Raw genomic sequence first — 21241 nt, 5'->3', positions numbered from 1 at the left:
AAATGCGATATGACAGACAAACCGAAAGACCTAGAAAAAGCGCCAAAGCCTGCCGAATTAGCTAACGGTGAACTGACAGTTACGACACCAAAAGGCGATTATCAGCTAAACTCAACCGAACGTTACGCGGCGGCACTCATGGCGCAAAATGACATGAATTTGAAGGGTAATCGCTTGTCGATCGGCGAACTGGCCGACGCGGTTGACATTAACGTCAGAACGCTTTACAACTGGCGTAGTAACCCCGAATTTCAGCGCTATCGCAACGACATCGTAACCCTTGCGCTAGACGATGCGCAGGCCAAAGCGGCAGCTCGCTTGATCGAGATGGCGGAAGGCAAGCACACCGGCACGCCGAGCATGAAAGCGATCGAGTTGGTGTTCAAATTGAACGGCAAGTTAAGCGACAAGCACGAACACTATTACAACGGGCCACAGCAAAACGAAAAAGTGGACGTGCAAGATTTAGACGATATTATCGAGCAATATGCCGACGAAGGCGACGGCAACGACGGAAACACGCGCGACGAGTCCTAACGGGCTTGTTGCGCCTTTTTTTATGCGCAAAAGTTGGCGATTATTTACAATATACTTGCAATTCGTAAATAAGTTGGGTAAAATGTACTCAACGCAATTAGTAGCTAGGAAGTAACGTTATAAACAATCGTTTTGAACAGAAACGACCGTGTTGAATTTTTGATAATCGCCGGCAAATCAACGTTAACCCAACGTTAAAGTAGGCGAATGAAACAGCGGCGGGTTCACGATCGATAACCCGAATGCCATTGTATCATGCGGTTGTGGCTCGTCATTCAAAGCACCGAATGTGGAAGGCCAACCGGAGAATTGTTAACGAAATAAAAATCTGCGCTTCTCGATGACGAGAAGCGCAATTTTTTTAGTTAAACATATGCGTTGAATGTTTAGGCTGAACACGTGCGTTAGGGTCGATACGTGCCATAGCATTATTGACGGCAGTAGGCCCTTCGCCGAAACCTGATGCAATTAATTTCACTTTACCTGGGTAAGTAATAATGTCTCCAGCACCGTAGATGCCTTCAATATTCGTTTCCATACGTGTATTAACAAGGATATCATTTTTCTCGATTTCTAAGCCCCAATTTTTGATTGGGCCAAGTTGTGAAATAAACCCATAGTTCACAATTAAATCATCGATATCAATATCCATCGTGTCTTCAGATTTTGTTTTTTGCAAGGTGACTCGTTCAATCGCTTCATCACCGTGTAATTCAATAGGTGAATAAGGCGTTAAAATATTAACGGACGATTCATTTAGTTGTTCCACGCTATGTTCATGGGCGCGGAACTGGTCGCGTCTATGGACGAGATTGACTTGGTTGGCAATCGGCTCTAACATTAACGCCCAATCAACAGCTGAGTCGCCGCCGCCACAAATCATAATGTTGCGATCGCGGAATGCTTCTAAATTCGTAATGTAATAATGTAAATTGTGCTCTTCGTATTGGTCGATGCCGTCTAGTTTTAATTTACGTGGTTCGAATGCGCCGTTACCCGCTGTAATAATAACGGATTTCGCATAAAATGTATCTTTATCCGTCGTTAATTTGAATAAATTGTCCTCTAATTTATCAATGGATTGAACGGCATGATCTAATGTGATTGTCGGATTAAATGGTTTGACTTGTTCGTATAAGTTATCAATTAATCCTTGTCCCGTTACTTTAGGAAAGCCGGCTACGTCATAAATATATTTTTCAGGGTAAAGGGCTGTTAACTGACCACCAATGTGTGGCAAACTTTCGATGATTTGCACGTCAGCTTGCCTTAATCCACCATAAAATGCTGTGAATAAACCGACGGGACCAGCGCCAATAATAGCTATATCTCTAACTTCTTCATTCATATATAATCCCCCACATGTTATTTCAAAAATAAATCGTTCGCACACCGATAAATATTATAACATTCGACACATCAATTGATAAATGTTTTGCAAGTATTGGGGAAAGATACGATAAATTATCTGAATGATTAGAAATCGTTCTAAGGGTTGAAAATCTCTGTGAAACGTTCTAAGATTATATTTAGGTGAGTTTTACGTTTTTATGACAATTTCTACGTCAATACGTGAATATTTTCACAAAGTATCGTTAAATTTCACAATCAATTTTAAAATTATTGGGATGGATGTGATGTAAATGAACAAACCGAGTATTGTTGTTTTAGGTGCTGGTTACGGGGGCATTATGACGACAACAAAACTACAGAAAATGATTGGTGACACGGAAGCGGACATTACATTAGTTAACAAACACGATTATCATTATCAAACGACGTGGTTACACGAAAATGCGGCTGGTACGTTACACCACGATCGCACGCGTCTTCCGATCAAAGATGTCGTTAACTTTAACAAGGTTAACTTTGTACAAGACACGGTTGTCTCTATTGATCCTGACAACAAAGTGGTGAAGTTAGAAGATGGCGAGCTTACATATGATTATCTTGTCATCGGGCTAGGTTTTGAATCAGCGACGTTCGGTATTGAAGGACTGGGTGAGAATGCGTACATGCTTAATAACATTAATAGCGCGCGACGCATTCGTGACTTAATTGAGTATAACTTTGCTCAATATAATATTTATAAAGAAGATCGCCAAGACTTGATCACTATTGTCGTTGGTGGTGCTGGTTTTACAGGTATTGAACTAGTCGGCGAATTAGCGAATCGTATTCCGGAGCTATGCCAAGAATACGATGTGGACCCAAGCAAAGTCCGTTTGTTAAACGTTGAAGCAGGACCAACTGCATTAGCAGGGTTCGACGAGGAATTAGTGGAATATGCGATGAATCGTCTTGAAGAAAAAGGCGTTGAATTCCGCCTTAACACAATGATTAAGTCTTGTAGTGAAAATGGTATCATTGTTGAAAAAGACGGTGAACAAGAAGAAATTGCTTCTAAAAACGTCATTTGGGCAGCTGGTGTTCGCGGTAATTCGATCGTTGAGGAATCTGGTTTTGAAGTTGGACGTGGCCGTGTAGCGGTACGTCAAGACTTACGTACTCCTGATTATGACGATGTATTTGTTGTTGGCGATTGCGCAGCATTTTTCGAAGAAGGTGCTGAACGACCGTTCCCACCAACAGCACAAATTGCGATGCAAATGGCTGATACAGCCGCTCATAACTTGAAGCAGTTAGTGAATGGACAAGATGAACTAGAAGGTTTTGAGCCGGATATTAAAGGAACTGTCGCGTCATTAGGTCATACAGATGCGATCGGTGTCATCTTTGACGATAAAAAACTTTATGGCCGTTCAGCTTCTATTATGAAGAAAGTCATCGACAACCGTTATTTACTCAAACTCGGTGGCGTCGGCTTATTGCTTAAAAAAGGTAAACTCGATATGTATCACTAAACCAAAAAGGCAGCGCTCAGCTGCCTTTTTTCTTATGGTTCCCTTAATTATTAGATAATCTCTTAAGATTGTTAGACAATATCTTTAGATTGTCTAACAATCGTCTTGAATGGTTCAATATTTAACAAATTTGTGTCGCTCGAGCAAGGTTATTACTCATGACGTCCGTTTGTGATAAAATTGGTGTGGTTTTAAACAAACGTCTAATATTAAGGCGTTGTCGATTATACAGGAGGCACCGATTGTCATGGGTATTGTGCAAATGTTTGTATTATCAGTATTATTCTTTGTGTTGTTTTTCGGAATAGGATTTATTTTAAATATGTTACTTCGGTCAACGTGGGTAATGGCGATCATTTTTCCGATTGTCGTTGTGTTGATTGTAGATGATGTCTCAATGACGAGCTATTTCACCCAACCAGGTGAGGCATTTCCAGCGTTAGTAAATGACTTAGTTAATCTTCAAGTCGTCGATATGGTCATTTTAACTATCGGTTTTATTGGAACGATTGTATCGGGGATCGTTATTCGAATTTTACGTGCAAAAGGCTATCAAATGTTTTAAATATTATCGTCAATGTATAAAAGTTTCTTATTATGGTAACGCTTTGTGGCAAAGAGGTGTTGAACATGTGTTACCAAATAAGAAACTTTTCTTTTGTATTCGTAGGGGCGGTAATTATTATGAGCGTTCTTGCGATCGTGCCAATGAATGAAGATATGAAAACAAGTCAACGCATGAAAACACAAACAATCTCATCGTTATCAAACAAACATATGTGGCACGTGAATAAACCAAATAATGAAGCGGTTGAATTAGCGAGTTATCAAACCGATAAACGTAGTGAAGTCGCGTTTCGTCAGTTTCCAAAACGAACCGTTGTTGCCACTGGTTATACAGCAGGTTATGAATCGACTGGTAAAACAGAAGACCATCCCCAATATGGTGTGACCTATTCCGGTTTGCCAGTACAACGCGGTGATATTTCGACCATTGCAGCGGATTTAACTGAATTTCCATTAGGGACGGTTTTGTATATACCCGATTATGGCTATGGTATCGTCACAGATATTGGCGGTGCGATCGAAGGGAACAAAATAGACCTTTATTATGAAGAAGTCGAGGATGTTTATCGTGAATGGGGTAAACGTGAAGTTGATGTGTATGTGATTGAAAAAGGCGAAGGATCAGTCACAGCATCTGATATACAAGCGTGGGAACAAGCCATTACGGATGAAAGTATTCCTGTAATGAATACAAATTAGCCCTCTTACCTAAGTAAGAGGGCTTTTTTTATAGAACAAAACTATAGATTGCAATTGCGAGTAGAATACCGGTCACTGCACCGAAAAAGACTTCAATTGGTTGGTGTCCGAGCAATTCTTTTAATTCTTTTTGTTTTTCGTGTTCTTCTTTTTGTTGCCATTGAATGGCCTCATCCACAATGCGCTGCACGTCTTTAACGAGTTGGTTCAAAATCGTTGCGTGCTCGCCTGCATGGCGTCGAATACCTGTCGCATCGTACATAACAATAATACTTAGGACACATGAGATTGCAAACAATGGTGAGTCAAGTCCGTGTTCAATGCCGATCGCCGTTGTAAGAGAAGCAACAGCGGCAGAGTGGCTACTCGGCATTCCACCAGTACTAAACGCTAAGCCGAGATTAATTTCACGTGAGGCGATGTATTGAATCGGAATTTTAACCACTTGGGCAAAAATAACTGCAAACAATGCAATCCATAGAGGGGTGTTCTGAATAAGCTCAATCATGGTCAGCCGTCCTTTCTTCCTTGTTATCATCATACCCGAAAATCAACGTTTAAAAAACGGGTTTATCTAAAATATTTATTTCGAAATCCGAAATCTTTTGGTATGATAACGAGTGAGAAGATGGAGGGATAATCATGTTTAATACAACGAATCAAGCAATAACGAATCACGATACAGAAGCATTAATTATCGGGCTTTATGAAGCACCGAAAGAAACACAAACCGTTTATGAGACGTTGAATGATACATGGAATGGGCAACTCGATGAGCTTGTGAAATCAGGCGATCTTTCACACCAATACGGTAATATTTCCAAATTACATACGTTAGGTCAAATGCCTGCGCAGCGTCTTTATGTCGTCGGTCTTGGGAATCGCAACGACTTAACCGTTCATGGTGCACGGCAAGCGTTTGGCAAGCTATTTAAACAATTGGCAGAAGATCATGTTCATCATGCGAGTTTAGCATTAGCAAGTCTGGCATGTGATAACGCAACGCCATATGTCGAAGCGATCGGAGAAGCTCTTGCCATGGCGCCTTATCAATTAGAAACGTATCACACTGACCGGGAAGAAGACCGTGTGGATGTGACATCACTAACGGTTTTAACAGATGATGACTCTATTATTGAATCAGCTCAAACAGGTTATGCACTCGGAAACGGAGCAAACGTCGCTCGCCATTTAGTCAATCTGCCGAGCAACCTGTTAACAGCAGCTGATTTAGCCGTATTTGCTGAAAATATTGCGAACAAGCATCAATTTGAGATCGATGTATTTGATCGGGAACAAATCGAAGAACTAGGTATGGGGGCTTTGCTAGCTGTCAATCAAGGTTCTGAGGATCCGCCACGCTTTATTGTTATGCGTTATCAAGGGCTAGAGACGTGGGAAGCCCCAGTTGCATTAGTTGGTAAAGGCATTACGTTCGATACAGGTGGCTATTCATTGAAGGGGAAAGACGGCATTGTCGGGATGAAAATGGATATGGGCGGTGCTGCATCTGTGATTGGAGCGATGGATGCCATTGGTCACATTAAGCCGGAGACGAATATTATGGCGCTTATTCCTGCAACAGATAATATGGTGAGCCATAAAGCGTTTAAACCAGATGATGTGATCGTCTCGATGAGTGGTAAAACGATCGAAATTCGTAACACAGACGCTGAAGGGCGTTTAGCTATGGCTGATGCTGTGACGTATGCGAAACAACAAGGGGCCAGTAAGATTGTGGATATCGCTACATTGACTGGTGGTGTCGTCGTGGCATTAGGTGATCAAGTGACAGGGGCTATGACAAATAACGATGCTTGGTACGAAGAATTGGTCAATGCTGCTGATACAGAAGGCGAATTAATCTGGCAACTGCCTTATTATGACGTGTTCAAAAAACAAGTCGCAACGAGTCATATTGCCGATTTAAATAACTCACCAGGTCGTAAAGCGCATGCTGTCTTGGCTGGTGCCTTTGTCGGTGCATTTGCTGAAGACACACCGTGGGTCCATTTAGACATTGCTGGCACTGCAATGGCGGAAAGCGAACATGACCTCGGACCAAAAGGCCCAACTGGCGCTATGGCTCGAACACTAGCCAGAACATTGATGAATCAATAGTAAAAAGCCAACGTCTCTTCATTTATGAGACGTTGGCTTTTATTTATGAGTGTGCTGTTAATTGAATGTTGGCTGATTCGAGGCGACTTAATAGTTTAGGTAATAAGATCGCGGCCCCCATACATATAATAAAATCTTTGATGAAAAACGGTACCATAGCGATGATCCCTTGACTCATAGATAGAGGTGCTTCGACAATGAAATTAGTTGAAGCAACCATAAATGGAACACCAATACCGTAATTTGCGATTAAACCTGCTAGTGTCGCCAATAAATACGTTTTAATCGTCGGTTGATCGCTTCTTTCAACGATCCACCCGGTCACCCAAGCAATCGCAATAAATGATAATAAAAAGCCACCTGTTGGCATAATGAACGTTTGCGGTCCTGAAGACATTTCAGCAAATACAGGAACACCAGCTAAGCCGAGCAAAAGGTATGTAATGACTGCGTAACTCCCTAAACGTTTACCAAGCATAAGTCCTGCTAAAATCGTGAAAAATGTTTGTAATGATAACGGCACAGCACCAGCTCCGTATGTCACCTTTAAAAACGGGAACCAGATCGCAATATTTGCCCCGATCATGAGAAGAACGACGAAGACAGCGCCTAACGCCAATTCATAAGCTGAAAATCGTTTGTTCATTGTTTACCCTCCTTAATAGTAAGTTCACATTTAATATACAAAAAAGGCACTATAATTGTCAACGTAAATTTAATAATTGTGAACAATCGGCGCAAAAATTAACCCCACCTTTTATTAAAGGTGGGGGAGTTCGTTTATTTAATGGCTGCGTCTAACGCCACTTCAATCATGTCATTGAATGTTGTTTGACGTTCTTCTGACGTTGTTTCTTCACCTGTAATGATGTGGTCACTCACTGTTAGAACGGTTAGAGCTTCGCGGTTATATTTCGCTGCGATTGAATAAAGCGCTGATGTTTCCATTTCAACAGCAAGCACGTTGTATTCAGCAAGTTTATTGAATAGTTCCATCGCATTCTCACGGTAGAAAGCGTCACTTGTAAAGACGTTACCAACGCGTAAGTTTAAGCCTTGCTCTTCACCTACGTCGTAAGCTTTCTTAAGTAAATTGAAATCAGCTGTTGGCGCAAAATCGATTGTTCCGAATACGGTACGGTTTAATTGCGAATCAGTCGTCGCTGATTGTGCTAAAATGACATCACGTACTTGCACATCTTCTTGTAGCGCACCACAAGACCCAACGCGGATTAATTTTTGTACATCATACTCTTGGATGAGCTCATTAGCATAGATCGCAATGCTCGGAACGCCCATTCCTGTCCCTTGTACAGAAATACGCTCCCCTTTGTATGTACCTGTGTAACCGTACATACCACGAACTTCGTTATAACAAACGACATCTTCTAAAAAGTTCTCAGCAATGTATTTCGCACGAAGCGGGTCACCTGGTAGTAAAATTTTGTCAGCGATATCGCCTTTGTTCGCACCAATATGAGTAGTTGGCATATGTGTATCCTCCTTATTTCTTCTTACGATTTAAACCTATCATAAAAGCGACTGACAAACAATTTATAACTGTTCATTTAACGGAATTTTCACGAGTTATAATCATGTTATCGGCGAAAATGGTCGGATTATCAGCGATTTTTGAGAGTTTTTCAGCGAAATTTCAACATTAATCAGCGAAAATGGCAATCCTTTCGGCGAAACAACATCGTTTATCGGCGATTAGAATCGTAATAAAAAAGGTTTCAACCAAATGAGAGCACATTTGATTGAAACCTTTAATGTTATTGGTTATTGATCCATCACTTCGTTTAAAATGCTCATTTCTTCGTGATCGAGCAAGTTCTTGTTGATTTTACCTGTGACAGGTTTATTCATATTGGCTTCTAATTCGTCAACTTCATCGCTTTCGCCAATCATATAAATTTGTTCCCATTCACGCTCTTTTGCAAGTTTATCTAGCTTCGGTGCAATTGATTTATACCAGCGTGAACGATTCTCATCGAAGCGGTCGTCAAGCTCATCTTTCTTCGATGACTTCGCACCACCTGAGCCTAAATTAGAACCAGCTTGGTGTGGTCCTTGATGTTGCTTCCAGTCTTCTGTATCTAAATCTAATTCATAGAATACAGTATCATTTAATGAACCTAACGCAGCATCAATGATTTTGATGTGTTCTTTCTGTGTTAAAACAATACCCGTTTTCGGGAATGTCTCATGTAACTGCTTTAACTGATCTAATTTAGGTTCATCTTCCCAATAAAATTCGGTTTTAACTGGCATCTGTAGTCGATCAGCAAACCAAACATCGCCTTCACCTGTTGCGAAAATAACAACGCTCTTCTTCAAGTCTTGACGATTCTCCTCGATATAATTCTCGACCTTTTCTTTTACGGCCCAGAAGTTACGCTTTTCTTCGGAGCTGTCATCTTGTAGATACGTTTCGAAGTTATTTAAACCATTTTTCAAATGTATTTTCCATTCGCCACCTTGTTGATCTTGGTCAGACGGATCTGTATTTAAATACATTGTGAAAATTCGATTTGGTGATTCTGTTTGATAATGTTCTAGTTGATTTAATACTTTTTTGATATCCATGTAACCACTCCTTTTTTAGCGTATCTAGTAGTTCTTTTCCCAATAATGTTAAACTATAAACAAAAAAATTAATTATGGGAAAAAAGTTTTATAAAAAATGAAAGGCTGGAGATCAATGGAGAAAAAGTATCGAAACCTAAAAGTTGTGACGTTGACGTTGGCTGTTTGTTTAGGAATTATGATTGCTTACTACATTTTTTATATGAACCCGAAAAGTTCATGGGAGTTATATATGTCGATCAAATCATCAGACGATATAGAAGAAGTGGAAACGTTAATGTCTGATAGTGCGGATATTGAATTGCAAGAGAAAGACATTAACTATATTCAAAATCATGCTGAAGTCAGGTTGATGCAAATGACCGTGATTGATTTTCATGACAAAGCGTACTTGATCATGACTGATCCTAGTAACGACAGAATGGAAATAACAACGATTGAAGAATTGCCGAATGAGGTAAGAGAGACATTAATAGACAAGTTGCCTTAAAGCGGCCTTTCGATTTTGCCAAACCAAGTGATAGCGTTCAAAAGATGAATGTTGTATAATAATGGACAGTAAGTCATCAGTTGATCACTTGTTGACAAACTGTTGACATAAACGCGCATTTTTGAATTTATTTCAGGTTTAAACAAAATGGATGGATAGCTCTTAAACCTTGGTTTGAAGGGTTTCTGAGCTTTTGAAATCTAGATGCGTATATGGTTGAAAACTTCGGGGCAGGGTGTAATTCCCGACCGGCGGTGATGGCTGATGAAGCCTTAGTCCGCGACCCGCTTCAAGCGGTGGAGCTAGTGAGAATCTAGGACCGACAGTGATAGTCTGGATGGGAGAAGGATCAGATCGTTAATCCGGTTGTGAGAGTTAAAGGGGGTTAACGATTGAAAGACGAACAATTTTATATGCAACATGCGATTGAATTAGCTAAGCTAACCATTGGCCAAACACGTCCAAACCCTTCTGTTGGCGCCGTTGTAGTGAAAAACGGTGTCGTCATAGGAACAGGTACGCATATGCAACCAGGAAAGCCGCACGCTGAAGTGTATGCGCTTCAGCAAGCAGGTGACCAAGCGCAAGGTGCGACGATGTTTGTGACGTTAGAGCCGTGTTCGTATTACGGCAAAACACCACCTTGTGCCAAAGCGATTATTGATGCAGGTGTAGATAAGGTTTACGTGGCGACATTAGACCCTAACCCGAAAGTCGCAGGGACTGGGGTGGCTTGGTTACGTGAAGCTGGTATAGATGTAGAAGTGGGTGTTTTAGAAACAGAAGCCCAACATATTAATCAAACATTTTTTCATTATATGAAACATCAAAAGCCATTTGTGACCCTTAAAACGGCTGTGTCGATGGACGGGAAAACATCGGCGAACAGTGGTGACAGCAAATGGATTACGAGTGACGAAGCAAGACATGATGTCCACACGGAAAGACATCGACATGACGCCATATTAGTTGGCAGTCAAACCGTTTTACGAGATGATCCTCATTTAACAACCCGTTTGCCCCACGGTGGATTAAACCCAACACGTATCATCCTCGATACACATTTATCGATTCCATTAGACGCGAATGTTTTAACAGACGAAGAAGCCCAGACGATTATTGTTTGTGGTCAACAAGCCGATGTAGCCAATGAGAAGCAAATAAATGCCATAGAACAAGCAACCGTTTGGCGTATGGAGTCAGAACGCATTGACTTAAATGATGTGTTAGAGCATATGACTAATGCCAAATTAATGAGTGTTTACGTTGAAGGTGGAGCGACAATCCATTCCGAATTTATTCAACACCAATTATTTGATGAAATTCATTTATATATGGCACCGAAATTAATCGGCGGCGAGCTGAGTAAGGTGTTTTACAATCAACTTGGGTTCGACTATGTCGATGATGCTGTAGCGATAACGTTTTCTAGCGTCGATCTTATTGGTCCAGATATTAAAATTGTCGCTAATCCAAGACGTGAGGAGGGCGCATAATGTTTACGGGAATCATAGAAGAAGTAGGGACGATTCAATCGATCCAACAAGGTGCTGAGTCGCTTCAGTTAACGATTCGAGTTAAAGAGATAACGCAAGATGTCCAGTTAGGCGATAGTATTTCAGTAAATGGGGTCTGTTTAACCGTAACGGATTTCACGGACACGTCGTTTAATACCGATGTGATGCCTGAGACGTTTCATCAAACTGCGTTAAAAGGGCTAAAACAAGGATCAACCGTTAACTTAGAACGTGCCATGCCAGCGAATGGGCGGTTTGGTGGTCACTTTGTCTCAGGTCACGTCGACGGCGTTGGACAAATCACAGGTCGTGAAACCCATGATAATGCCGAATATTTTTATATTGATGTTGGCGATGATTTAGCGAAATATATGATGTTAAAAGGGTCTGTTAGTATTGATGGGACGTCGCTTACGATTTTCGGTATCCAAGATGGGCTATTAACCATTTCGTTAATTCCGCACACTCAAGATGCCACGATATTAACATCAAAATCGACGGGCGACCTCGTCAATATCGAGTGTGATATGCTTATGAAATACGTGTATCAACTAATGGTTCCGACTGATGCGACCAAACAGCAAGGTGTATCACTTGATACGTTACGAGAAGCGGGTTTCTTAAACGAATAGGAGGGGCAACATGTTTGACTCAATACACGAAGCGATAGAAGACTTAAAGCAAGGCAAAGTCGTCATTGTCGTTGACGATGAAAATCGGGAAAACGAAGGGGATTTTGTCGCGCTCGCTGAACACACGACGCCGGATGTCGTCAATTTTATGGTAAAAGAAGGACGAGGCTTACTGTGTACGCCGATCACACAAGACAAAGCCGATCAAATTCAACTTGAGATGATGGCAGACGTGAACACGGACAGTCATGGTACTGCATTTACGGTAAGTGTTGATCATGTCGAAACAACGACAGGCATAAGTGCAGCCGAACGTTCTAAATCAATTATGCGTTTGGCAGACGATGATATTGTACCGACGGAATTTAAGCGACCGGGACATATTTTCCCACTTATTGCGAAAAATGGTGGCGTTTTGCGCCGTGCCGGACATACGGAAGCAGCTGTAGACTTAGCAACATTAGCAGGCGGGGAACCAGCTGGTGCGATTTGCGAAATTATGAACGAAGACGGCACGATGGCACGCGTCCCAGAGTTACGCGAATTAGCTGATGAACACGGTTTAAAACTGATTACAATTGAAGATTTAATTAAATATCGCCGTAAACACGAAAAACTTGTTACACGCGAAGTAGAAGTGTCATTACCGACATCATATGGCGATTTTAGAACAGTCGCTTATACGAATGATATTGATGGTCGTGAACATGTCGCACTCGTTAAAGGGGATATTGATCCGACTGAACCGACGCTCGTCCGCGTACATAGTGAATGTTTAACAGGGGATGTGTTCGGGTCTAACCGTTGTGACTGTGGACCGCAATTAGAAGCGGCGTTAACGCAAATTGAAGAAGCGGGCAAAGGTGTCTTATTGTACATGCGCCAAGAAGGCCGTGGGATTGGTTTATTGAACAAACTTAAAGCCTATAAACTACAAGAAGAAGGTTATGACACAGTTGAGGCTAATGAAAAATTAGGTTACCCAGCTGATTTACGCGATTACGGGATTGGCGCACAAATTTTAGAAGACTTAGGCGTTTGTAAAATGAAATTACTCACTAACAATCCACGTAAGATTAAAGGGCTTTACGGTTATGACTTAGAAGTCGTCGACCGCGTCCCTTTAGAAATGACACCGAATAAAGATAACGAAAAATATTTACAAACAAAACGTGATAAATTAGGACATTTATTTTAAATCGAGGAGGCTATTAACATGAAAACATATGAAGGCAATTTAGTGGCTAGCAATTTGAAAATTGGGATTGTGGTTGGTCGTTTTAACGGGTTTATTAATGAAAAGCTATTAGACGGTGCGTTAGACGGGCTGAAACGTCATGGTGTGAATGAAGATGATGTTGAAATCGCTTGGGTGCCAGGCGCTTATGAAATCCCATTAGCCGCAAGAAAAATGATCGAGCATGGCGATTATGATGCTGTCATCACACTTGGCACTGTTATTCGTGGCGCGACACCGCACTTTGAATACGTGAGTGGAGAAGTTTCTAAAGGCGTGTCATCTGTCAGCATGGATACAGGCGTACCAGTTATCTTTGGCGTCTTAACAACCAATACGATTGAGCAAGCGATTGAACGTGCAGGCACGAAAGCTGGCAACAATGGCTACGGTGCAGCCATGAGCGCGATTGAAATGGCGAATTTATTACAGTCTTTTAAAGGCTAATTGTCAAAAAGCTGAAACATTCCATTATACGCATGAGCTTATGATTTGTTATACTGGATACAGTCGAAACAAAAAGTAGGTGCATGCGCTATGATGGAATTTCTTTATTTTCCTGAAGACAAATCAGCATATATTCCAGCTGTTTTAACACTGATTATTTTTACTGTGTTAGCGTTTATGTTTTTCAGGTGGATGAATAATATATCGAAGCGAGAACAGCAATCAATCGAAGAACGTTTTCCAGAAGAGATGAATGTACAAGAATCGAAGCCGTCGCGCCAAGATTCATAACGTTTAAATCCATTTTATTCTAACCATACTAACTGATGAGGTGGTTATGAATGAAATGGATTTTTTTATGTTTTGTCCTATTTTTATCAGCTTGTCAACAAAGCCCTAGTGTCTATAAAGCGGATGTCGTAAATGGTGATTATGATCCGATTGGTGAGGCGACGTTAACTGAAGATGCTGAAGGTGTGAATGTCAAAGTAGAAGTTGTAGGGTTATCACCAGGTTTTCACGGCATTCATTTACACGAAACACCGACTTGTGAAGGGCCCACATTTGAATCAGCAGGCGGCCATTGGTCAGATCAAGACAAAGCTAAACACGGGCTGATGCAGACAGAAGATCATCACATAGGCGATATGCCGAATATGGAAGTCGATGCAAGTGGACAAGCATCGTATGAATATGTCGTCGAAGAAGCGACTTTATTAGATGGTAGTGGTTCGCTTTTCAATGAAAATGGAGGAAAAGCATTAATCATCCATTCTGGTCAAGATGATGGGGTTAGTCAACCAGCAGGCGATTCAGGTCAACGTGTGGCTTGTGCGGAAATAACGAAAGATAAGAAAGATGAAGAAACAGACAATCCAGCTGAGGATGTGTCGGAGGAAGAAAAAGAATAATATAATAGAGGCTGCCATTATAAAATGTGGCAGCCTCTATTTAACCATTAATTAAACGTTTGAATGAGTCGTTCAACTCCATCCTCAACCATCGATCGTGGACATGCAATATTCATTCGCATGAATTGGTCACCGTGTTCTTCGCTGAAACTTTGACCATCGTTTAAGCCGAGTTTCGCTTCGTGATTGAGCTTCTGTTTAATGTCTTCATGGCTTAATCCAGTCTCAGAAAAATCAAGCCAAATTAAGTAAGTTCCCTCTGCGCGGACGGGTGTGATCGGCGTATCTTGTAATTGTTCTTGCAAATAATTGAAATTGCTTTCTAAATGCTCAATTAATTCCTCTAACCAAGGTTCGCCATGCTGATAAGCCGCTTCCATCGCTGTATAAGCTATGGTATTTAGCATAACAATTCCTTGTTTCATGAGTTGTGTATCAAGCGTTTTTTTCGATTCTTCATCAGGGCTAATCGTAAATGATGCTTGTAAACCGGCGATATTGAATGTTTTAGATGGTGCCATCATCGTAAATGTTAAGGCTTGAATATCGTCGTTTAAGCTTGCAATGGGGTTATGTTTTGATCCTGAGAAAATAATATCGCTATGAATCTCATCTGAGAACAAATAGACGTTGTATTTAACACAAAGGTCAGCTAATTGTTTGAGTTCATCTTCAGTCCAAACGCGTCCAACAGGATTATGTGGACTACATAAGATGAACGCTTTAGCCCCTTGTTTGAACTGTTCCTCAAGTTGTTCGAAATTTATTTTGTATGTACGATTATCGTAAATAAGTGGATTTTCGACGATCGTACGATTATGATTTTTTACGACTGAGAAGAATGGTGGGTAGACAGGCGGCTGAATGACGATGGCATCCCCTTCTTCAGTCATCGATTCCACTAACGCGTGTAAAGCTGGAATGACACCAGGCGAGAATGAAATAAGGGATTGGTCGATATCATAATCATAACGCCGTTTGACCCATTGTTGAATCGTCGTTAATAATGCGTCATCGTGTGTTGTGTATCCGTAGATGTTATGCTCAGCACGTTTCATAATCGCATCTTGAATGGCTTGTGGAGCTGGTAAATCCATATCAGCGACCCACATAGGTAAAACATCATCACGTTCGAATAATTTGTCTCTTAATTCATATTTAACTGCGCGGGTATTTTCTCGATTAATCTGTTGATTAAAAGATGTCAAAATGAATCCCTCCTCAATACTATCTTACACCTAGACCTTATTTTAAAGCAAAAAAAAGACAAAGCGAATTATCGCTTTGCCAAAAGGGGGAATACGAGAAAGTATTACAGTACTAGTAATAACCGTTTTTATAAAAATTAAACCTGTTTTAACGAAAAAATATAATTTTTTTGTAGAAAATTGTAGATATTTCTCGTAGAGAGTCATCGGCTATTTTTGAATAGGGGGTTAGCAATGTGTTAGAATACAAATCGGTAGAATAGATAAGCAGTAGGAGTTGTCGAGCATGACTATTCGAGAAGGCGATGTCATCGAAGGTGAAGTGACAGGGATTCAACCGTATGGTGCTTTTGTCAAAATTGATGACGATCGACAAGGCCTTGTGCATATATCAGAATTAACGCACGGTTATGTGAAGGATGTTCACGACCATGTGTCTGTAGGCGATAAAATTAAAGTTAAAGTCATGAATGCACAACCTAAAGAAGGAAAATATTCATTGTCATTACGGGCGATTCAGTCACGCCCACTTCATTCCAAAACGAAAGCTGAACGTATTCGTGATATGCAGCATAATCAAGATGAGAATGGGTTTAACATTTTAAAAGACAAGTTAAACGATTGGATAGAACAATCGAAGGACCGTGAAGAATCGTCTCGCCGATAGTGAAAAAGCCTCTTTATAGGGGGCTTTTTTTATATCTTTTACGTTCTATTTAAGGAATATTAAGATGTATATCTTTTGCGTCTGAGGTTATATTGCGACATAATAAACAAGTAAAGACATTGAAAGGAGTATTGATATGGAGAATTTCATCTTTCACAATCCAACGAAGCTAGTCTTTGGTCGCGGCCAATTAGAACAATTACCGAGCTTAATTCCTGAAGGGGTTAAACGGGTGCTTGTCACATATGGTGGCGGCAGTATTAAACGTAATGGTATTTATACAAATGTCATGAAGAAACTATCAGATAATGGATATGAAACATTTGAATTAGGAGGCATCGAACCTAACCCGCGTTTAGCGACGGTTAATAAAGGTGCTGATTTATGTAAAGAAAATGATGTTGATTTTGTACTCGCAGTCGGTGGCGGTAGTGTGATTGACGGTTCAAAAACAATCGCGTCAGCTGCTAAATACGATGGCGATGCATGGGATTTAGTAACGAAAAAAGCAACGCCACAAGATGCTCTTCCGTTAGGGACAGTATTGACACTAGCTGCAACAGGTTCCGAAATGAATGCTGGGGCCGTTATTACGAATTGGGAAACTAATGAAAAATACGGTTGGGGTTCACCGTTCTCTTATCCGCTATTCTCTATTTTAGACCCAGTTCATACGTATTCTGTTCCGAAAAACCATACAGTATACGGCATTGTTGATATGATGAGTCACGTCTTAGAACAATATTTCCACCAGCCAACCAATGCACCAGTACAAGATCGTATGGCAGAAGGTATTTTGAAAACGATTATCGAAACAGCGCCTAAGTTATTAAATAACCTTGAATCATACGAGTACCGTGAAACGATTATGTATGCAGGTACAATGGCGTTTAATGGTATGCTACAAACAGGTTATAAAGGCGATTGGGCAACGCATAATATCGAGCATGCGGTGTCTGCGGTTTATGATATTCCGCACGCAGGTGGCTTATCCATTCTATTCCCGAACTGGATGAAGCATAATTTAACGGTTAACCCTGAACGTTTCAAACAGCTAGCTGTTCGTGTATTTGGTGTTGACCCGACAGGTCAATCTGATGAAGAAATAGCGCTTCAAGGTATTGATCGCTTACGTCAATTCTGGTCATCATTAGGTGCACCGACACGTCTTGCTGAATACGATATTGACGATTCACAGCTTGAATTAATGGTTGACCGTGCGATGAAGCGTGGTCCATTTGGCAACTTCGCGACATTACACGATGACGATGTTCGTACCATTCTACGAAATTCTTTATAAGTTTCACGAAACGCCGGTCTACTTGATCGGCGTTTTTTCATTCATGAAATAAATTGTTTTGGGTCACACTAACAACAAGACTTTCTTAAATGAGGTGACCAACTATGAAAGAAATTGAATCAGGTATTCAAAATCAAGCTTATCCATTTGAAGATTTAGAAGCGATCTTGACGCGTTTTCAGTTTACAGTTGGCGGTAGCTGGGAGTATGACCATGCCTATTTTGACCGAAAACTCGCACGTAATGAAGAAGAATATGCTTTTTTACGGATTCCAGTCACGACAGAGATCGGCACAATCGGCGAAAAAGACGCCCACGTTAGAATTGGCACGCCATTTGTGTTAGTTCACCAATTTGAAGCGGGTAATGACCAACAAGGAATGTCAGGCAATATTCAAGCGAGTTTTAACCAGTTTCAATCGCCGGTTAATCCAGATGCAGACGGAGAAGAAGCCTATTTAGATGATGCTACTCGTGTTATTCATGACCTTGAAAATATGTTACTCCAATAATGGCTTGGTCGTAATTAATTTATCTTCTTCCTGTAACTGGTTGTCTGGGTCAGGATTGATCACAATGTCATCGTTCCGAATGTAACCGATTAATAATTTTCCGTGTTCTTTCGAGTTGATTGAAACGTCTAATACGGACTGATTAACCCATTTATCTTCAACAGTATGAACGATGAATTGCTGTTGCGATAGCAATGCCATGACATAATCAAATGCTGTCACATATTCATGTCCTGTTAGTTCGTGGTAAAACAGCGTACTTGTCGTTTCATTTGAACGAATGACTTCGGTTGCACCCGCACGTTCAGCATTCGCTTTTTGATTATCGGTTAAAATTTCGCTCAGGATAGGAATATCGTGATAAACACCGCGAACTGTTATGATCACTAAAATCGTATGCACATCAGCTTCTTTTTCGATTTTTGTTTGATCAGCCGTGACAATGACTTTTTTTGCTTTCGTGACGTTAGCGTCTTGCCACGTTTTATCGACTGTCGGGTCACCATGAATAAAGTGCACATTGGCGTGATTTACAGGGTCTTCGTCAAGTGTTTCGTCAATTAATACAAGGTCTGTTTGTTTGTCGAGTTGTGTTTGGATTAAGTCGATTAATCGTCGTGTTCGTTCGTTCCAACCGACAATAATATAATGATCATCTCCGTGATAAGCGACTTCTCCTTTTTTGTAATCGTCTTCTCGTTGAATTGCCCCACTCGACAGTGTCACCATATAAAAGGTTAAGAGCCCACCACCAGCTAAGATAAGTAAAATCGTTAACAACTGACCGATGATGGTTTGCGGAACATAATCACCGTATCCAACGGTCGCCCCTGTTATAAAAGCAAACCACACACCTTCAAACCATGACGTGAATTCGTTAGGTTCGACTAGATGCATCATGCTGCCAAAAATGAGCATGATCGTCAGAACGGTTAATAATAAACGTAAAAAGATCGGAATATGAAAATAAAAACGGACAAAACGATATAACATAGGCTCACTCCTTTTCTATGTCATATCCATTTTGTCCGTTAGACATCATTTTTATAATTCGTTTTCGTTTTCAATTGTAAAACGTGCAGTCGGCATCGCTTGCAAACGTTCTAAAGGAATGGGTTCACCTGTACGTTCGCAAATGCCGTAAGTGCCGTTATCCATTTTCGCCAAGGCGTGGTCAATTTCTTCTAATTGTTCTTTAGCATGACGAAACATCGTTAAATCTTTTTGGCGTTCATACAGTTCGGTCGCATTATCGCCAGGATGCTGGTCGTCTAAGGAATTTAATTCGCCAACAGATTCTTCAATTAGGGCTGGTAAATCATCTGCTTCTTTCAAACGTTCTTGAAGTTGCGTTCGTTCTTCTAAAAGGTCTTTCCGTAATTCGTCCCATAACGGATCGTACATCGAAACACCTCACTTATCTTTCCGTTCGACAACTCCAATCGTGCAACGTGACGTACATATCAATCGATCCTGTTCATCAGTGATTTGAATATCCCAAACCATCGTCATTCGGCCAATATGGATCGGTGTAGCTACGGCGGTCACCGTTCCTTCACGCATGCTTTTTATATGATTGGCGTTAATTTCAAGGCCGAATACATTGTAATGATTCGGATCCACGTTTAAATATGCCCCTAAACTTGCAGCTGATTCAGCGAGGGCAACCGAGGCCCCGCCGTGTAAAAAGCCCATTGGTTGATGCACAGTTTCATTAACAGGCATCGACAGGATAACACGTTCTTTCGCTGACTCTTGGATGTCGATCTGTAATGTTTCAAATAATGTATGACGAAGATCCATCGTCATCCTCCTTTATTACAATGTCCGATTACGTGAGTCGATATACGCTATTAAAATAACCAAGTTGTGATATGATCTAAAATAAAACTTAAGCCGAATAAGACGCCTACAATGGTGTTCGTTTGGGCTGTGTATTTCATAGCAGGCATCATTTCAAGGGGTGTATCATTTTGTTTAAAGGTTTGATAAGCGTTATAGGCTTTAATGGCACCTAGCCATGTCAATAATCCCCAAATTGGCATAATACCTAAAGCGATATAAACGACAGGTAACAGTAAGGCTGTCAGGAAAAATGCGGCGAGTAATCGAATTGCATGGCGTCGTCCGACTAAGATTGCCACGGTTTTACGGCCATTTTCCTTATCGCCTTCTAAATCACGGATATTGTTTGAAAGCATAATCGCGCCGATTAAAATGGCAGCTGGAATTGATAATAAAATAATGTTTGTCGTGATGACGTCCGTTTGAATGAAATAACTTATCCCAATAATGACAGTCCCCATAAAAAAGCCTGAAAACAATTCACCGAATGGCGTATAGGCGATTGGATAAGGGCCGCCTGTATATAAATAGCCAAATACCATGGAAATAACACCAATGACTGCGATCCAAAATGTTGTTTCAAAACAAATATAAAACCCTAAAATGACTGCAACGCCGTAAAATATAAAGGCTAAATTGCGAACTTGTTTCGGTGGGATGCCGTCACGCACAATCGTTCCACCTATTCCGACTGAGTCTTCGGTGTCCAATCCTTTGACGAAATCGTAATATTCATTAAACATGTTTGTTGCGGCTTGAATTAAAATCGAAGCGATGAGCATCGCAAGAAATAACCCGATGTGAATGGACGTGACCATACTTGCTGCTGCGGTTCCGATCCAAACAGGGATGAATGAAGCAGTTAAGGTATGAGGTCTTAACATGCGCCACCAAATTTGAAAGCCTGATTTTTCCCCTAATGCGTCTTGCACAGATTGTTGAGTCATGGTTTTCCCTCTTTCCTTTTTTGCATACTAAAATAAGTTTAGAGAATGGGGTAATATGTGTCAATTAGCTTGGATTGTGTAATTCTTGTCGTTTTCACGAAAAAGTCATAAAATAGTAACTAGGCATGTGTTTTTGATATGTTGGTTGAAC

Annotated in this window: 25 protein-coding genes, 1 pseudogene and 1 riboswitch; of the genes and pseudogenes, 16 read left to right on the top strand and 10 right to left on the bottom strand. The window is 40.8% G+C overall.

Annotation, left to right across the window (positions count from 1 at the left end; genetic code table 11):
• The first annotated feature begins 9 nt into the window (after positions 1-9).
• Together ABID56_RS08615 and ABID56_RS08610 are read left to right on the top strand one after the other, a co-directional pair.
• Complete coding sequence (locus ABID56_RS08615; RefSeq protein WP_354220230.1) at positions 10-537, top strand: phBC6A51 family helix-turn-helix protein; 528 nt, start codon at positions 10-12, stop codon at positions 535-537.
• A gap of 217 nt (positions 538-754) precedes the next feature.
• A pseudogene (locus ABID56_RS08610) lies at positions 755-853 on the top strand (HesB/IscA family protein); the annotation flags it as partial.
• Between the two features lie 45 nt (positions 854-898).
• On the opposite strand, the gene ABID56_RS08605 reads toward ABID56_RS08610, so the two are convergent.
• Positions 899-1885, bottom strand: a complete 987-nt coding sequence (locus tag ABID56_RS08605; RefSeq protein WP_354220228.1) for an NAD(P)/FAD-dependent oxidoreductase — start codon at positions 1883-1885, stop codon at positions 899-901.
• 295 nt (positions 1886-2180) lie between these two features.
• On the opposite strand from ABID56_RS08605, the gene ABID56_RS08600 reads away from it, so the two are divergent.
• The 3 genes from ABID56_RS08600 to ABID56_RS08590 all read left to right on the top strand — a co-directional run bounded on the left by ABID56_RS08600 (position 2181) and on the right by ABID56_RS08590 (position 4667).
• Entirely contained in the window at positions 2181-3401 is a 1221-nt protein-coding gene (locus ABID56_RS08600) for an NAD(P)/FAD-dependent oxidoreductase (RefSeq protein WP_354220226.1), read from the top strand.
• A gap of 247 nt (positions 3402-3648) precedes the next feature.
• Complete coding sequence (locus ABID56_RS08595; RefSeq protein ID WP_354220224.1) at positions 3649-3966, top strand: YuiB family protein; 318 nt, start codon at positions 3649-3651, stop codon at positions 3964-3966.
• A 119-nt stretch (positions 3967-4085) separates the two neighbouring features.
• Positions 4086-4667, top strand: a complete 582-nt coding sequence (locus tag ABID56_RS08590; protein WP_354220222.1) for a 3D domain-containing protein — start codon at positions 4086-4088, stop codon at positions 4665-4667.
• Positions 4668-4695: 28 nt separating this feature from the next.
• On the opposite strand, the gene ABID56_RS08585 is transcribed toward ABID56_RS08590, so the two are convergent.
• The gene (locus ABID56_RS08585) at positions 4696-5172 is read right to left on the bottom strand and encodes a divergent PAP2 family protein (protein WP_354220401.1); all 477 of its coding nucleotides are present in this window, start codon (positions 5170-5172) and stop codon (positions 4696-4698) included.
• Positions 5173-5309: 137 nt separating this feature from the next.
• Here ABID56_RS08585 and ABID56_RS08580 point away from each other — a divergent pair, with 137 nt between their 5' ends.
• The gene (locus ABID56_RS08580; protein WP_354220220.1) at positions 5310-6788 is read left to right on the top strand and encodes a leucyl aminopeptidase; all 1479 of its coding nucleotides are present in this window, start codon (positions 5310-5312) and stop codon (positions 6786-6788) included.
• A 43-nt stretch (positions 6789-6831) separates the two neighbouring features.
• Here the strand turns inward: ABID56_RS08580 and ABID56_RS08575 are convergent, their stop codons facing one another.
• The 3 genes from ABID56_RS08575 to ABID56_RS08565 form a co-directional block, all read right to left on the bottom strand.
• On the bottom strand, positions 6832-7434 hold the full coding sequence (locus ABID56_RS08575; protein WP_354220218.1) for a biotin transporter BioY: 603 nt from the start codon (positions 7432-7434) through the stop codon (positions 6832-6834).
• A gap of 134 nt (positions 7435-7568) precedes the next feature.
• The gene (gene deoD, locus ABID56_RS08570) at positions 7569-8279 is read right to left on the bottom strand and encodes a purine-nucleoside phosphorylase (protein ID WP_354220216.1); all 711 of its coding nucleotides are present in this window, start codon (positions 8277-8279) and stop codon (positions 7569-7571) included.
• A gap of 291 nt (positions 8280-8570) precedes the next feature.
• The gene (locus ABID56_RS08565) at positions 8571-9377 is read right to left on the bottom strand and encodes a VLRF1 family aeRF1-type release factor (RefSeq protein WP_354220214.1); all 807 of its coding nucleotides are present in this window, start codon (positions 9375-9377) and stop codon (positions 8571-8573) included.
• A gap of 115 nt (positions 9378-9492) precedes the next feature.
• On the opposite strand from ABID56_RS08565, the gene ABID56_RS08560 reads away from it, so the two are divergent.
• The 7 genes from ABID56_RS08560 (at position 9493) to ABID56_RS08530 (ending at position 14611) form a co-directional block, all read left to right on the top strand.
• The gene (locus ABID56_RS08560; protein WP_354220212.1) at positions 9493-9867 is read left to right on the top strand and encodes a hypothetical protein; all 375 of its coding nucleotides are present in this window, start codon (positions 9493-9495) and stop codon (positions 9865-9867) included.
• Positions 9868-10084: 217 nt separating this feature from the next.
• A riboswitch (FMN riboswitch) is annotated at positions 10085-10220 on the top strand.
• A gap of 39 nt (positions 10221-10259) precedes the next feature.
• Positions 10260-11363, top strand: a complete 1104-nt coding sequence (gene ribD, locus ABID56_RS08555) for a bifunctional diaminohydroxyphosphoribosylaminopyrimidine deaminase/5-amino-6-(5-phosphoribosylamino)uracil reductase RibD (RefSeq protein ID WP_354220210.1) — start codon at positions 10260-10262, stop codon at positions 11361-11363.
• On the top strand, positions 11363-12016 hold the full coding sequence (gene ribE / locus ABID56_RS08550; RefSeq protein WP_354220208.1) for a riboflavin synthase: 654 nt from the start codon (positions 11363-11365) through the stop codon (positions 12014-12016). The genes ribD and ribE overlap by 1 nt, the downstream gene beginning before the upstream one ends.
• Before the next feature lie 10 nt (positions 12017-12026).
• Positions 12027-13214, top strand: a complete 1188-nt coding sequence (locus ABID56_RS08545; RefSeq protein ID WP_354220206.1) for a bifunctional 3,4-dihydroxy-2-butanone-4-phosphate synthase/GTP cyclohydrolase II — start codon at positions 12027-12029, stop codon at positions 13212-13214.
• Between the two features lie 18 nt (positions 13215-13232).
• A complete protein-coding gene (gene ribH / locus ABID56_RS08540; protein ID WP_354220204.1) occupies positions 13233-13700 on the top strand; it encodes a 6,7-dimethyl-8-ribityllumazine synthase in 468 nt (155 codons plus the stop codon).
• Between the two features lie 45 nt (positions 13701-13745).
• On the top strand, positions 13746-13991 hold the full coding sequence (locus tag ABID56_RS08535; RefSeq protein WP_354220202.1) for a hypothetical protein: 246 nt from the start codon (positions 13746-13748) through the stop codon (positions 13989-13991).
• A gap of 50 nt (positions 13992-14041) precedes the next feature.
• Positions 14042-14611 carry a superoxide dismutase family protein gene (locus ABID56_RS08530; protein WP_354220200.1) on the top strand — a complete coding sequence of 190 codons (570 nt, stop codon included), beginning with the start codon at positions 14042-14044 and terminating at the stop codon, positions 14609-14611.
• A gap of 47 nt (positions 14612-14658) precedes the next feature.
• Here ABID56_RS08530 and ABID56_RS08525 read toward each other — a convergent pair whose 3' ends face one another.
• A complete protein-coding gene (locus ABID56_RS08525) occupies positions 14659-15819 on the bottom strand; it encodes a MalY/PatB family protein (RefSeq protein WP_354220196.1) in 1161 nt (386 codons plus the stop codon).
• 286 nt (positions 15820-16105) lie between these two features.
• Between ABID56_RS08525 and yugI the strand changes: the two genes are divergently transcribed.
• The 3 genes from yugI to ABID56_RS08510 all read left to right on the top strand — a co-directional run bounded on the left by yugI (position 16106) and on the right by ABID56_RS08510 (position 18298).
• Positions 16106-16486, top strand: a complete 381-nt coding sequence (gene yugI, locus ABID56_RS08520) for a S1 domain-containing post-transcriptional regulator GSP13 (protein ID WP_354220195.1) — start codon at positions 16106-16108, stop codon at positions 16484-16486.
• A gap of 136 nt (positions 16487-16622) precedes the next feature.
• Complete coding sequence (locus tag ABID56_RS08515) at positions 16623-17786, top strand: iron-containing alcohol dehydrogenase (RefSeq protein ID WP_354220194.1); 1164 nt, start codon at positions 16623-16625, stop codon at positions 17784-17786.
• 104 nt (positions 17787-17890) lie between these two features.
• Positions 17891-18298 (top strand): YugN family protein, encoded by a 408-nt coding sequence (locus tag ABID56_RS08510; protein WP_354220193.1) that lies wholly within the window; start codon positions 17891-17893, stop codon positions 18296-18298.
• On the opposite strand, the gene ABID56_RS08505 is transcribed toward ABID56_RS08510, so the two are convergent.
• From ABID56_RS08505 to ABID56_RS08490, 4 genes are read right to left on the bottom strand one after another with little or no spacing between them, the layout of a single operon-like run.
• On the bottom strand, positions 18287-19291 hold the full coding sequence (locus ABID56_RS08505; RefSeq protein WP_354220192.1) for a potassium channel family protein: 1005 nt from the start codon (positions 19289-19291) through the stop codon (positions 18287-18289). The two genes, ABID56_RS08510 and ABID56_RS08505, sit on opposite strands and share 12 nt — an antisense overlap.
• Positions 19292-19342: 51 nt before the next feature.
• Positions 19343-19702, bottom strand: coding sequence for a TraR/DksA C4-type zinc finger protein (locus ABID56_RS08500; protein ID WP_354220191.1), 360 nt, complete (start codon positions 19700-19702; stop codon positions 19343-19345).
• Between the two features lie 9 nt (positions 19703-19711).
• On the bottom strand, positions 19712-20101 hold the full coding sequence (locus ABID56_RS08495; RefSeq protein WP_354220190.1) for a hotdog fold thioesterase: 390 nt from the start codon (positions 20099-20101) through the stop codon (positions 19712-19714).
• A gap of 50 nt (positions 20102-20151) precedes the next feature.
• The gene (locus ABID56_RS08490) at positions 20152-21090 is read right to left on the bottom strand and encodes a 1,4-dihydroxy-2-naphthoate polyprenyltransferase (protein ID WP_354220189.1); all 939 of its coding nucleotides are present in this window, start codon (positions 21088-21090) and stop codon (positions 20152-20154) included.
• Between the last annotated feature and the right edge of the window lie 151 nt (positions 21091-21241).

The sequence above is a fragment of the Alkalibacillus flavidus genome (genome assembly GCF_040545925.1).
GTDB lineage: Bacteria > Bacillota > Bacilli > Bacillales > Alkalibacillaceae > Alkalibacillus > Alkalibacillus flavidus.
The sequence above is the reverse complement of the archived record's forward strand: the minus strand, read 5'-3'. Positions and strand labels throughout refer to the sequence as shown.